The sequence below is a fragment of the Yersinia vastinensis genome (assembly GCF_902726565.1).
Classification (GTDB): domain Bacteria; phylum Pseudomonadota; class Gammaproteobacteria; order Enterobacterales; family Enterobacteriaceae; genus Yersinia; species Yersinia vastinensis.
This window is the reverse complement of the sequence record NZ_CACVAF010000006.1, coordinates 61343-74088: the sequence shown is the minus strand read 5'-3', so window position 1 is coordinate 74088 and position 12746 is coordinate 61343. Positions and strand designations below refer to the sequence as shown.

Genomic DNA, 12746 nt, shown 5'->3' with positions numbered 1-12746 from the left:
TTGGCTAGGCATTTGAAAAAGAGCGAGAGGTTTCAGGCAGGAATGTATAAGCCTTCTTTGGCGGTATCAAATTGCGCTTTTCGCCTGATAATCCTCTGACAAGCCAGAGGATTAAGATGCGGTTAACTGAGAATATGAGCCTCTAACGAGGCTGGCAAATATAGACTAACGCGGGGGGAAAATTACGTACGACACGGATTTTTTTCCACGTAAAGTAGCGAGATAATAAAGGTTCAGAAAGATGACTGTATTGAAATAAAACCAAAACACCATTATTTACACGTAAGCGCTGCTGGGCCTGTTGCAATATCTTAATACTTATCTTGGTCGGGATGGATAACAGTGGCAGACAACAAAAAACGACATCGTAATTTTCATCCAACTGTTCAGCTGATCGAAAAACCACCTGCAAACGTGAATCCTCAAGCTGGTGCAATGCATGCACAAAATGTGGCTGAATCTCATAAGCTTGCAAGCGGGAATTTACTGACATGTGCGACAAAATACGCTTTGTCAGCACACCGTCAGCCGCGCCTAATTCAGCTATATTAAGATCTTGTTTCCAATCCACCTGATTCAACATCGCCTGACACAACCAAGGCGACGAAGGAGCTAATGTACCAACAGTACGGGGTGAGGCAATAAAACGCTGTAAATAAGAAAACTGACTTTTAAAATTACGCCTAACAGTGTTTAACATAGCCGCTCCTCGAAAACCCGGATGGACTACAATAACACCTTATATTCCTGAAGTTATCATTAAGATTGCTCTAAGAGTTAATTATTTTCGGTAGCAAAATTGAAAAAAACAACCATATGAATACCCGCAATATTAAAATAATAAAACGCAATATAACAATCACCTACTATTGTCATATTGCGTTTGTAATCAAGCCCCATACTGTATCTAACTATTTCATTCATTGTCATTTATTGTGACGAATTAATGATAGATCTCTGCACTAGCACTGTAATTACTCGAATCGCCAGGGTTACTTATACCAATGACTCGGTAATGATTCGCGCCATCAGCTGCAGCTTTAGCACTTAGCGCTGATTCGACATCCATTGGAGAACCACTCACATTGGAAAGAGTAATCACCCCCATACTTTGTAACTTAGTCGCTTGTTCCGGACTAACTTCTTGTGCTGCCATTGTGGCAAACGAAGCGGCAGCAATAAGTGCAGCAGCGATGACAGGTAATAGTTTCATAATATGCTCCAACTGACAGGTTATAGATAATGTCTTTGTGAAGTTAATTATGAGCGGGGCAGTGCAAGGGGACGTAATGCTATGTAAAGAAAATCAATCATTGTGACGATAATAAGGAGGAAATAAATTAATATATGTCACAAGAAAAAACGCATAGAAAATACCAAATGAAGGACGGCGATATATTAACACCGTCGCCCACATAAACAAATACTCAGTTACGCTTTGCAACAATCATCATAATATCGCTGGTAAATGAACCATCAGCTTGAATCGCAAAATGATTAATCACACTGTCAGATGCGCATTTTTGTAGTTCCCGAATAGCCGTCGCGAAATAGGTTGGTGTGCGCATTCTGGCAATCCAGCTACTGAACTCCAAATATAATTTATCGGAGGTCACTTCATTAATGATCAATCCAGCTTCGGTAAACAGCGCTAACCATTCGCCAGGAGAGTAGTTACGAACATGTGAGGTATCACGTAAAACCTCCACCGTCTGTAAATAAATATCTAACACCGGATGGCCGGGAGAAATAACATCCATAAAAATAACTTTGCCACCAGGGCGCAATACCCGCTTAACCTCACGCAAAGCTTGTCCAACATCATGCCAGTGATGGGCTGAATATCGGCTAATAACAATATCAAAACTCTGGTCATCAAAGGGCAATGATTCTGCCAGCCCTTGTTTTACCTCTATATTAGTCAGCCCTTTATCCGATGCAGCCTGACTCACCACATTCAACATTTGTGCTGAAAGATCATAGGAAACCACTGACTTGACTACCGTCGCCGCTGTAAAACTGGCATGTCCAGCACCACATCCAAGATCAAGTAAACGGGCATCTCCATGAGGTTGCAGTAGTGTCGTCAGGCGCTGTAAATCTTTACCTTGGGCATGAACCGCACTAGTCAAATAAGCATTGGCTTGATCACCAAACTGCCTTTCAACTGCATCTTGATGGCTATTTTGTATTGTCATTACGTCCCCGTTTATCGTTAACCTTCTGATTGACTTTATATTCTTATTTCCTACAAAGCGTTACTATGTTTACCTCAGACTCAATTCACTCTATAGCAATTAACGCTATGGATAGACTGTATTATCACAATAGCGTAATTTCATTAAGGAAAACATCATGGTAACACTCCGAACAATGCGGACTGAGGAGCTTAACGGTTATCGGAATTTATTTATCACTGAATATGCACAAGATTTATCATCAAATAATGGCTATAGCGCAGAGCAGGCCCTAAGCCATGCGGCAAACAGCTTTGATAACTATCTACCAGAGGGGGTTAATAGTCCTCATGACCATCTCTATTGTATCGAAAACACAGAAAATACCGGCCATGAAGAACAGCTTGTAGGCTATTTATGGTTTGGCTTGGGTAAAAATGATAGTGCAGCCTTTATTAAGGATTTCTATGTACTACCGGAGTATCAACGAAAAGGTTATGGCTCATCATCATTGCTAGAATTGGAAAAGCTGTTAGTTGCACAGGGGATATTCGAGATAAAGCTAAGGGTTGCGGCCGATAATCCACGAGCCAAAAGATTGTATGAGCAAATGGCATTTGTGGTAACTGGATTTAATATGTCTAAATCACTTAAATCAACGAACAACACATAATAGAGATGAGGGCAATATCAACTACGCGCTTGCAGACAGCAAACGGAAATAGAGAATGGACTGGAAATTGGACGAACAGTTCACCAAGTGCTTTACGTACTGTTCTTCTAAATATATCAGTCTCATCGGCGTATGAGTTTCGGATTAAACCATTTTATCATCGCCCATCTGTTGCAACTGATTTTTGTAGGATTTCACTTTCTGGCGTTTCTTCATCCAGATTGAGAATGACACTACAAAAATCCCACCGGCTAATGTTAGTACGCCCAATTCATGCTGATAAAACAGCATAATAACAAAATAGACTGCAGAAATAATCGCTACCCATTTAGCCGAATGACCAATAGAGCTTTTCTCATCAGTCAAACGGCGGATACTCTCTTCCTCGCTGATCCCCATGCTTAGTCCTCCTTAGTGACAAGCTTATAATATTGGGCCAGTCGCATGATAATTCAATACATTTTTTAGCTTTTATTTTATTTAGTCGAGATTGCGCTGATTGACTATTCCTTTTTATATGACGCCACAGCAATTATTGTGCAGCAACGCCATAACCTTAGGAATATCTGTTCAAAAACTAGAGACCGTCCTGAAATTTTCTTGCCTTGGCCGTTTGCTGTTTTTCCAGTTCAAAAATGGCACGCTGCAACCCTTTCTCTTGGATTGGACTTAACCGAGGGAATTTAAAGCTCAAGCGCTGCACTGTGAGCGTTTCGCCTTTGTTATTCACTACTTGTTTATCGATGGCTCGGATAAATTGTAAATCCAGTTTAAAAATACCAAAGCCACATAAATCGACTGAGACATCACGCAGGATGCCACAGTCCTGAACAGGAAATTCGCTACCTTTCACCGCATATAGCCCCATGCCGCCCAAAGAAACATCGGCTAGGGTATAGGAGAATTTACTGCCATCAGCGAACTTACCAGAGCAATAATAGGCAGGCCATTGAGGGATATTGACCCGGAAATACTCCCGACGTTGAATGAAGTAAAGGCTCTCTGGTATCACAGTGCTAAAAGCGGGTAATGATAAATACTTTATCTCTTTCAGAGGATTACAAATGAATTCAATTTTTGCGCCCGTCGGTTCAGCAATGATTGTCAGTTGATTAGCGGCAAGAGCCGCAATATTCTCATGGGCTACGCTACCAAAATCAAAAATAAATTGATTAGTTTCAGGAACCACATCCAAAATGCGGCTAATGAATTGCCCTCGAGCATGAATCACCATCACTGCGGTATCGTTCTTCTTTAAATCACGAAGAATTGCACAGATCGCTAATTTATTCGTTTTTACAAAATTCTCTTTAGACGCTTCGCTCACCTGCCATTCCCCATCTTTAATTTATTGCTCTGGTCGCCCAGATTAGTATCAAATAGCATATAAATATCAAAAATTGTTATCGGCAGATGGCGGAGATACTTTACTGATTCTTCTATAAAAACAAAAAATAAAATCTATAGCTAACACATCTATAACTTGAAGATAGCCGTTCCCCTGGTGTTGGGCACTCACTGTCAAGATGTGCAGCTATAACAAACTCAAACGGGCTATATAGGATTTAGCCAGTGCTAGTTTAACGTCCAGTAGGCTTTATTCGCTTCAATCAAGTCATCTAGAATCAACTTTGCGATCTTTGCGCTGGGAATGGTTTTAGATAATGTCAGCGCTTGCCAGAGTTTTTGATAGGACTTTTCAACCCAAGCATCAACAACTAACTTTTCTACTGCATGCTGCTGATACAATAAGCCACGCTGGAAGGTAGGAATATCACCAATCGCTAAAGGTTCAACACCTTCAGTTCCAACCAGACATGGGACTTCAACCATGGCATCGTCATCAAAGTTACTGATAGCACCTTTATTCGGCACAATCAGCAACATGCGGCGTTTGGTATTGAATGTAATGGCCTGTGCTAAATCAACAATATAAGAGGCATGTTCATCAATTTTAAGTTGAGTATTTACCGCACTGTCCTCTGCAATAATTTTCCGGCACTCATCAAACACAAATGCTTCTCGCCCTTCCATGACTTCATTCGCTCGAGTGTGCTCTGGTGAGGAGTGTGCCACCATATCATCGCCATACAGATAATATTGCAAATAGGTATTAGGGAAACTACTAGGATCTAATGCAAAACTATCACGGGCTTTCGCGAAAGTTTCATTCCAACTTATTTCTTCTTTACCTTCACCTTGTTCATCAGCATAGCCATATTGGTGAACATGTTCCGCCAACCTCGGCATTAAATCTTCGCCTGTCACTCTATCTCGCACAGAACTCCACCATCCAAAATGGTTGAGGCCGTAATAACGGGTTTCTAAATCTGCTGCTGAAGGATAGTGCAGTATTTTTGCCATTGCCTCTTCAATACTGATGGGCATATCACAAATATGGTAAATACGTGCCGCGGGCCGCAGTCGGCGAGTAGCCTCAGCAACGATAGCCGCTGGATTAGAGTAATTTAACATCCAAGCATTCGGGGAATATTCCGTCATATAGTCGAGAATTTCTAACACACCGCCAATGGAACGCATTCCATAAGCAATCCCCCCTGCCCCGCATGTCTCCTGCCCAACACAGCCATACTTCATTGGGATTTTTTCATCTTTTTCGCGCATCGGAAGTTTGCCCTGCCGAATATGTGCCATCACGAAGTCAACACCGCTAAAAGCTGTTTTAGGATCTGTAGTATAAGAAAATGTTATTCCACTGGATTGTTCACGCAAAATGATTTCGCAGGCTTTTGCCACAACTTCCTGACGTGGGCCATCATTGTCATATAACTTTATTTCTGCAATAGGGAACCGGTGTAAATTATCCAACAACATAAGAATAATGCCGTGTGTATAAGTTGAACCACCACCAGCAATCAAAATGGATGATTTTTTCATCTAAAAAACTCCTTAATTCATCAACTCTGCAAATTGTTCATAAATATGCGTCACATTGTTACCAACAATCACCTGTACATCATTGCCATTTTTATAAACTTCAATGGCGGAATAGGCTTTAAATGCTGTACTAGGTTGAACTCGACTAATATCTTTCACCACTAATCTCAAGCGGGTAAAACAGTGGGTATAACTAGCAATATTATCTTTTCCACCTGCGGCCTCTAAATATGCACTGGCTCTCTGTTGGAATTCATTCCCTTGGTCTTCGCCTTTTTGTTTGTAATCTTGTTTTGAATAAAGTTTGATATCACTATCTTCACGACCCAAAGTTTTAAAATTAAATTTGAGAATCAAAATACGGAATATCAGGAAGTAAATACCACTGAATATCAGCCCGACAATAATTTGGGTCACCATGACATTGGCATGATGACTAAACATCGGTATCCAGTTTTGTGTTGCCCACTCAAGGATCCCTGAACCAAAGTTCCCCACCACACCCAAGCTATACATTACAACTGTCATGGTGGCAGAGAGCATGGCATGGACAACAAACAGTGCAGGAGCAATAAAGAGGAAGGTAAAATCCAATGGTTCGGTAATACCGATAAACATGCTTGTAATGGTGGCTGGGATCAGTAACCCTGCAACTTTAGCTTTATTTTCTGGTTTTGCCGTGCTGTATATTGCTAACGCCATACCTAAACCACCAAATACCGCACCGTTTCCCTGCATAGCAAATCCCCCCGCAGGGAAAAGTTGCCTTAAAGGCTCGGTGGATTGACTGAACTCTTGTAAATGGGTCAACCAATACAGAGTGGTGCCGCCAGGTACAGCGACATCGGTATATTGAAAAGGGCTATAAACAAAATGGTGTAAGCCCGTTGGTAATAAAATCTTTTCTAAAAAGATATAACACCAGATACCAAAGTTGCCGGCATGTAGGATAAAACCTTGCAATGAAATCATGCCCAATTGCACTTTTGGCCACAGCATCAATGTTAAAAAGGCCAGCGGTAACATCACAATAAAACCGAGGATATTAACAAAGGCTGCTCCCTGAAAAATACTGATGTAATCAGGTAACTTTGTTGAGTAATAACGATTATGTATCCATGTAACCAAGCTGCCACATAATATTGCACCAATGACACTGGTATCTAATGTCTTAATACCACCAATGGTTGCCAAACCACTCGTACCACCCGTTTCTTGTGCGAAATTAACGCCCCAATGTGCGCCCCAGACTTCACACATTGCGCCGAGAAAAGCGTTGAATGTCAGGTAGGTAATTAAAGAGACCAAGCAGGCAGAAGCTGGAGCTTTATTCGCTAACTTTATGGGCAAACCAACGGCAAATAATAATCCCATATTGTTAAATACAGTCCAGCCACCGGACTCAATGATTTTCATTAATTGGAAAAATAAACTGTCTGGGCTAGCAAAGGTAGGACTTTGCAGTACCAAAGATATGCCAACGACCATCCCTGCAAAAGGGAAGAGTAGCACCGCGCCGAGCATTGCCCCGCCAAACCGATTAAACGAACTTAACATGATCGCTTCCCGTGTGAGTGTAAACCATCATCACTCTATGGAATCGTCAGGCGATGACTTGGCGATTAATAAAAATTTGTGATCAGAACTGCATTAAATCTCCAAACAGATTTGTATATTATTAAGATAAAAATTAGACGTTTAAGCCAATTTTTATACTCTATATATTTTAATATATTATTATCAATGAATTAAAAAACGTCTCGTGATAAACATCACCCTTAAAATAGGTATAAAGATGGTATACAAAAACCTGGTCACTAATATCCGAAAATTAATAAACCATCAGGATATTTCTGTCGGTGACTGTTTACCGTCTGAGATTCAGTTAGCGGAGCGTTTCGGTGCATCACGAATGACGGTCAGAAAAGCACTGGATGTCTTAATTCAGGATGGTTTACTGGAACGCCAGCAAGGTCGGGGAACGTTTATTATTGGGAAAGACCTAAAACACGACAATAATCATCTGAACAGTTTTACCGAGCATATGAAAATGCTAGGAAAAACGCCCCATACTGAAGTGTCTGAATTCAAAATCATCAGAGCACCACAAGCCATAGCTAGCCAGTTGAATGTTCAACAAGATGATAAAACATATTACATCAAGAGACTGCGTTATGCCGATAAACAGATTATTCAAATAGAAGAGAGTTATTTACCCGTCGCCCTAATGCCGGATTTAACTTATCACCATCTTGAGTCATCAAAATATGATTTTATCGAGAAACATGCTCATTACCAGATTGAAGGATGCCGACAAACATTTTTGCCCATTGTAGCCAGTCAGGAATTTGCCCTACAACTTCATTGCGATCCACGCACGCTATTACTGCAATTATTGGCAGTGTCGAATACAACGGATGGTGTGATTGTGGATTTTTCAGTGATTACCTTTAATCCGGTCGATTATAAAATTAGTTACTATCTTAAGCGCCATCCCCTCGATTAAATTATTAGCACGTAAATTACCGCCACACTTAAACAGTATCTATTTCATTACATTCTCTCAAACAGAAATGGCCGAGCAAAAAAGAAAGCGACATTGGCAATGCCAAATGTCGCTTTACAATATCTATTTCTGTACCCAATAAATTCCAATATAACGGGAATTTAGCTGCGGACTAAATCATCACCATAACCAATCCACTTATAGGTTGTCAGTGCATCCAATCCCATTGGGCCACGGGCATGGAGTTTTTGTGTACTGACAGCCACTTCCGCACCTAAACCGAACTGACCACCATCGGTAAAACGGGTGCTGGCATTGACATAAACTGCTGATGAATCAACTGCGCGGACAAAATGTTCAGCGCTACTGAGTGAGCGAGTCAGGATAGCATCTGAATGGCTGGTGCCATGTTCGCGGATATGATCAATCGCGACATCAATATTGGCAACAATATCGACATTAAGATCCAGTGATAACCATTCATCATCGTAATCAACAGCTTCCACTGCCACAACCTTAGCTTTACCTTCTGTCAGATACGGCATAGCTTTCGGGCTAGCATGAAGTGTCACACCAAAAGCATGCATTCTGTCACTCAGCACTGGCAAGAAACGCTCGGCGATTGCCTGATGAACCAGTAATGTTTCCAATGAGTTACATGCACTTGGCCGCTGAATTTTAGCATTTTCAATAACCAGTAATGCTTTCTCAAAATCAGCACTTTCGTCAACAAAGGTGTGGCAAACACCAATACCACCAGTAATGACTGGAATCGTTGATTGCTCGCGGCACAGTTTATGTAAACCTGCTCCCCCTCGTGGAATCAACATATCAACATAGCGATCCATCCGCAGTAATTGATTAACTAGCTCACGGTCAGGGCTTTCAATCGCCTGCACCGCTGCTGCCGGTAAACCGCACTGCTCTAGTGCCTGCTGGATCACTTTCACCGTAGCCTGATTAGTGTGATGAGTCTCTTTACCACCACGCAAAATTACCGCATTACCGGTTTTCAGACATAAGCTGGCTACATCAATCGTCACATTAGGGCGAGCTTCGTAAATCACGCCAATCACCCCCAAGGGGACACGGCGGCGTTCTAATTTTAAGCCGCTGTCGAGCAGGCTCCCATCAATCACTCGACCTACCGGGTCATTCAGACGGCATACCTGGCGCACATCATTAGCAATCGCGGTTAAACGTGTCGGGGTCAGCAATAGCCTATCCAGTAACGCTTCACTCATGCCGCTGTCGCGTGCAGCGCTCATATCTTGTTCGTTCGCTTGCAAAATAGTCTGACTTTCAGACTCTAGCAGGTTAGCAATCACGGCCAATGCCTGATTTTTCTTTGCTGTACTCAACATCGCCAATTGCCAGGAAGCCTGTTTCGCGGCTTTCCCCATCTGTTCCAGCATGTTCATGCTTGCTCCTTAGCTGACAATCATATCGTCACGGTGGACTGCCACAGGGCCATATTCATATCCGAGGATTTCACTGATTTGTTGCGAATGGTGCCCCGCCAACAGGCGCAGAGCATCGCTATTATAACGTGACACACCGTGAGCTAGGTCGCGCCCACTGAGGTTACGAATACGGATCACTTCGCCGCGTGAGAAATTCCCTTTAACATCACGGATGCCTTTCGGCAGCAGCGAGCTACCCCGCTCCATGATGGCGGCAACCGCACCATCATCAACAGTAATTTCACCCGCAGGAGGAGCACCAAAAATCCAGCGCTTACGGTTTTCCAATGGTGTTTCCAGCGCATGAAAGCGAGTACCTACCGGCGTTCCCTCAATCACATCAGCAATGACACCCACTTGGCTACCCGCAGCAATCACCACATCAATACCTGCACGGCACGCAACATCCGCAGCCTGCAACTTTGTCGCCATGCCACCAGTGCCAAGGCCAGAGACACTGTCACCGGCAATCTCACGTAAGGCATCATCAATACCATGCACTTCGCGAATCAATTCTGCTTCTGGATTATTGCGCGGATCGGCGGTGTATAAACCTGCCTGATCTGTCAGCAATAACAGTTTATCGGCACCCGCAAGGATAGCGGCCAATGCCGAGAGATTATCGTTATCGCCGACTTTTATTTCGGCAGTCGCCACTGCATCATTCTCATTGATAACAGGAACAATACGGTTATCCAGCAAAGCATTCATGGTATCGCGGGCATTTAAGAAACGCTCACGATCTTCTAAATCAGCACGGGTCAGTAGCATCTGGCCCACATGGATGCCATAAATGGAAAACAGTTGTTCCCAGAGCTGAATAAGCCGGCTTTGCCCGACTGCGGCTAACAATTGCTTCGAGGCAATGGTGGCCGGTAATTCCGGATACCCCAAGTGCTCACGCCCGGCGGCAATCGCCCCGGAGGTGACAATAACAATACGATGACCTTTTGCGTGTTGCTGGGCGCATTGGCGCACCAATTCAACAATATGGGCACGGTTAAGACGACGGGAACCGCCAGTCAGAACACTTGTCCCCAATTTCACAACCAATGTCTGGCTGCCACTCATAATTTTTCTGCCGTTGGGATGAATAAAAGAAATGATATAGGGGTCTTTGTAGCAGGCGCGAGGCATTATGCCAACAGGCATAATGAGAAATCCCCCTTTTTATTGCGCTAAAAGGGGGATTTATTTCTAGGCAGACAGCTTAACGGGTTGATCGCTAAAGTCTTGTGCTGGCTCCAGTCTCATTTCAATTGACGTCAGCATTTCAGTGAGGCGTTTGTGGAAACCACGTAACGTGGTCTCCAGCTTCTCTTGTACTTCAGGATCTTTAATCTTTTCAACTTTCCAGTTGCCATCTTTATTAAACAGACCAAGCTGGTAAACGTAGGTAAAATGGTCCGCCGCAGGTTCCAGTACAATCCACCATCCCCAGAACTCACGCTTCTCTGGTGCTAGCTTCACATTGACGCACACAGCTAAACAATCAAAAAAGAACCGGTCGTTCTGGCACTGCCCTTCACGCAGATAGGGTCCTAAAGCTGCAAAACGTTTCATAAGCTTGCTTTTAGGATGAGCACTGGTTGACGTCATTCTTAAATCTCCTTATGTAGACTCACCTTTTTAGCAAACTGTTAAAAATTAGCAACTCATTAACGCATTTTATCTTCTAACCACTGACTGGTTTGCAATAATGCGCGATGGAAATTGTCATACAACGGAGTTGATGATATGGGCAATAACTTACCGTCTGCGGAAGAAGAAGAAATCAGCTTAGATTCTTCTTTCGGGCTGAAAGGATCATTCTCCCAAAAACCGGCCAGCATCGGGGTTTGGCAACGCCGCCCCAGTAACCCCTGAGTTTTCAGCGAGTAACGGCTCATTTCTGTTTTGAGGATTTCATCCGAAGCATCAGCCATACCCAAGCGGCTAGCCATCACATCCATATACATGTCGGGTACTTTGCGCTGGCAATCGGCATTGCATAACAGATGGTGCACAATCGGCCCGAGACAAGCCACGGCGCGCACACGTTGCGGTTCCAGATACCCTAAACGAACCGCGACATTAGCACCAAAACGGAAGCCAAAAGCACTGACACGCTGATGATCAACCCAAGGTATATTGGGCAAAGCATGCAATACTTGTTGATGTAAGAAGCTGGTGTCCTGAGTGAGTTTCCAGCGAGAGGAAGCCCCAACAGAAGGCATGTCGATGGTCAACATCGCAATCCCTTTCGGTGCCAGATAGTCACGGAACAGGCGGTGATAATCACTTTGTAACGTATCCAGCCCACCACATATCAATACTGTTGGGAAAGGCGCACTGCCCACGGTGGGCATATGCAGGAACCCCGTCAAAGTACCGCCATCTGAAATGGCAAAACTAAGTTCTTTTAGTGTGTAAGGCAAATGTTGAGCAGCTTCTTCATAAGCCCGATTAGACAGCACTTCGACTTGCTCGGCCAACTCATCACCTTTCAGATGTGGGTAACCCGCGATGCTGTATAAATTAGCCGCATTCAACCAATACTGGCCAGCATTCATCGGGTCTGGCTCGTCCATGGCTTTTTGTTGCCATGCCATCCCCTGCTGGGCCCATTCATAAATCCAGTTGCCATTACGATAACCCACAACGGTATCGAGCAATTCGTTGTCACTATGTTCGGCTTTGGAACATGCGATGCGCGACAACACTTCTTCAATTTCCAGCGGATCGACACCACGCCAAGTCCAAATTAGGCGGTTTATCATCCGATACCAATGGCTGGCGGTGTCGCCATCAAGTGCTGAGTGAACACTCATAGGGTGGTTACAATGTGCATGCCGCACTAAAGTCGAGGTTTCAGGATGTTTGAATTTTGGTTTAAACAGAGTTTCAGAAAGGTTGGCTTGTGCCATGATAACAATAGCCTCCATAAGCCGTGATTCAAGCCCGTTGAGGGCTGGTCAGATGGGGACAAGTGTACTCATACTGCGAGGAAAATGAAACGCCCGGTGTCATTGAGGTACATCGGGCGCTTT

Annotated in this window: 13 protein-coding genes; 2 read left to right on the top strand and 11 right to left on the bottom strand. The window is 43.6% G+C overall.

What is annotated here, in order from left to right; translation table 11 throughout:
• Nucleotides 1–142: 142 nt before the first annotated feature.
• The 3 genes from HUZ92_RS10545 to HUZ92_RS10535 form a co-directional block, all read right to left on the bottom strand.
• Nucleotides 143–700, bottom strand: coding sequence for a class I SAM-dependent methyltransferase (locus HUZ92_RS10545; RefSeq protein ID WP_050101588.1), 558 nt, complete (start codon nucleotides 698–700; stop codon nucleotides 143–145).
• Between the two features lie 243 nt (nucleotides 701–943).
• Nucleotides 944–1213 (bottom strand): YdgH/BhsA/McbA-like domain containing protein, encoded by a 270-nt coding sequence (locus HUZ92_RS10540; RefSeq protein ID WP_145579579.1) that lies wholly within the window; start codon nucleotides 1211–1213, stop codon nucleotides 944–946.
• Nucleotides 1214–1427: 214 nt separating this feature from the next.
• A complete protein-coding gene (locus HUZ92_RS10535; RefSeq protein WP_050296044.1) occupies nucleotides 1428–2198 on the bottom strand; it encodes a class I SAM-dependent methyltransferase in 771 nt (256 codons plus the stop codon).
• A 157-nt stretch (nucleotides 2199–2355) separates the two neighbouring features.
• Between HUZ92_RS10535 and HUZ92_RS10530 the strand changes: the two genes are divergently transcribed.
• On the top strand, nucleotides 2356–2850 hold the full coding sequence (locus HUZ92_RS10530) for a GNAT family N-acetyltransferase (RefSeq protein WP_145579578.1): 495 nt from the start codon (nucleotides 2356–2358) through the stop codon (nucleotides 2848–2850).
• A 144-nt stretch (nucleotides 2851–2994) separates the two neighbouring features.
• On the opposite strand, the gene HUZ92_RS10525 is transcribed toward HUZ92_RS10530, so the two are convergent.
• The 4 genes from HUZ92_RS10525 to HUZ92_RS10510 all read right to left on the bottom strand — a co-directional run bounded on the left by HUZ92_RS10525 (nucleotide 2995) and on the right by HUZ92_RS10510 (nucleotide 7305).
• Nucleotides 2995–3249 carry a hypothetical protein gene (locus HUZ92_RS10525; RefSeq protein WP_050139937.1) on the bottom strand — a complete coding sequence of 85 codons (255 nt, stop codon included), beginning with the start codon at nucleotides 3247–3249 and terminating at the stop codon, nucleotides 2995–2997.
• Nucleotides 3250–3427: 178 nt separating this feature from the next.
• Nucleotides 3428–4177 (bottom strand): flagellar brake protein, encoded by a 750-nt coding sequence (locus tag HUZ92_RS10520; protein ID WP_050101598.1) that lies wholly within the window; start codon nucleotides 4175–4177, stop codon nucleotides 3428–3430.
• A 248-nt stretch (nucleotides 4178–4425) separates the two neighbouring features.
• The gene (locus HUZ92_RS10515) at nucleotides 4426–5748 is read right to left on the bottom strand and encodes a 6-phospho-alpha-glucosidase (protein WP_050101600.1); all 1323 of its coding nucleotides are present in this window, start codon (nucleotides 5746–5748) and stop codon (nucleotides 4426–4428) included.
• Nucleotides 5749–5760: 12 nt separating this feature from the next.
• Nucleotides 5761–7305, bottom strand: coding sequence for an alpha-glucoside-specific PTS transporter subunit IIBC (locus tag HUZ92_RS10510; protein ID WP_050139938.1), 1545 nt, complete (start codon nucleotides 7303–7305; stop codon nucleotides 5761–5763).
• Nucleotides 7306–7543: 238 nt separating this feature from the next.
• Between HUZ92_RS10510 and HUZ92_RS10505 the strand changes: the two genes are divergently transcribed.
• Nucleotides 7544–8254: a GntR family transcriptional regulator gene (locus tag HUZ92_RS10505; protein WP_050101605.1), complete on the top strand. Its 711-nt coding sequence runs from the start codon at nucleotides 7544–7546 to the stop codon at nucleotides 8252–8254.
• Nucleotides 8255–8415: 161 nt separating this feature from the next.
• Here the strand turns inward: HUZ92_RS10505 and proA are convergent, their stop codons facing one another.
• From proA to frsA, 4 genes are all read right to left on the bottom strand, one after another.
• Entirely contained in the window at nucleotides 8416–9669 is a 1254-nt protein-coding gene (gene proA, locus HUZ92_RS10500) for a glutamate-5-semialdehyde dehydrogenase (RefSeq protein ID WP_050101675.1), read from the bottom strand.
• A 15-nt stretch (nucleotides 9670–9684) separates the two neighbouring features.
• The gene (gene proB, locus HUZ92_RS10495) at nucleotides 9685–10788 is read right to left on the bottom strand and encodes a glutamate 5-kinase (RefSeq protein ID WP_050101676.1); all 1104 of its coding nucleotides are present in this window, start codon (nucleotides 10786–10788) and stop codon (nucleotides 9685–9687) included.
• A 126-nt stretch (nucleotides 10789–10914) separates the two neighbouring features.
• On the bottom strand, nucleotides 10915–11316 hold the full coding sequence (gene crl, locus HUZ92_RS10490; RefSeq protein ID WP_050101608.1) for a sigma factor-binding protein Crl: 402 nt from the start codon (nucleotides 11314–11316) through the stop codon (nucleotides 10915–10917).
• 59 nt (nucleotides 11317–11375) lie between these two features.
• Entirely contained in the window at nucleotides 11376–12623 is a 1248-nt protein-coding gene (gene frsA / locus HUZ92_RS10485) for an esterase FrsA (protein WP_050101677.1), read from the bottom strand.
• Nucleotides 12624–12746 lie beyond the last annotated feature (123 nt).

Coding starts and splice junctions, on each gene's coding strand:
- HUZ92_RS10515 (WP_050101600.1), bottom strand. CDS start 5,748: ATGAAAAAATCATCCATTTTGATTGCTGGTGGTGGTTCAACTTATACA.
- HUZ92_RS10545 (WP_050101588.1), bottom strand. CDS start 700: ATGTTAAACACTGTTAGGCGTAATTTTAAAAGTCAGTTTTCTTATTTA.
- HUZ92_RS10505 (WP_050101605.1), top strand. CDS start 7,544: ATGGTATACAAAAACCTGGTCACTAATATCCGAAAATTAATAAACCAT.
- HUZ92_RS10510 (WP_050139938.1), bottom strand. CDS start 7,305: ATGTTAAGTTCGTTTAATCGGTTTGGCGGGGCAATGCTCGGCGCGGTG.
- proA (WP_050101675.1), bottom strand. CDS start 9,669: ATGCTGGAACAGATGGGGAAAGCCGCGAAACAGGCTTCCTGGCAATTG.
- frsA (WP_050101677.1), bottom strand. CDS start 12,623: ATGGCACAAGCCAACCTTTCTGAAACTCTGTTTAAACCAAAATTCAAA.
- crl (WP_050101608.1), bottom strand. CDS start 11,316: ATGACGTCAACCAGTGCTCATCCTAAAAGCAAGCTTATGAAACGTTTT.
- HUZ92_RS10535 (WP_050296044.1), bottom strand. CDS start 2,198: ATGACAATACAAAATAGCCATCAAGATGCAGTTGAAAGGCAGTTTGGT.
- proB (WP_050101676.1), bottom strand. CDS start 10,788: ATGAGTGGCAGCCAGACATTGGTTGTGAAATTGGGGACAAGTGTTCTG.
- HUZ92_RS10530 (WP_145579578.1), top strand. CDS start 2,356: ATGGTAACACTCCGAACAATGCGGACTGAGGAGCTTAACGGTTATCGG.
- HUZ92_RS10525 (WP_050139937.1), bottom strand. CDS start 3,249: ATGGGGATCAGCGAGGAAGAGAGTATCCGCCGTTTGACTGATGAGAAA.
- HUZ92_RS10540 (WP_145579579.1), bottom strand. CDS start 1,213: ATGAAACTATTACCTGTCATCGCTGCTGCACTTATTGCTGCCGCTTCG.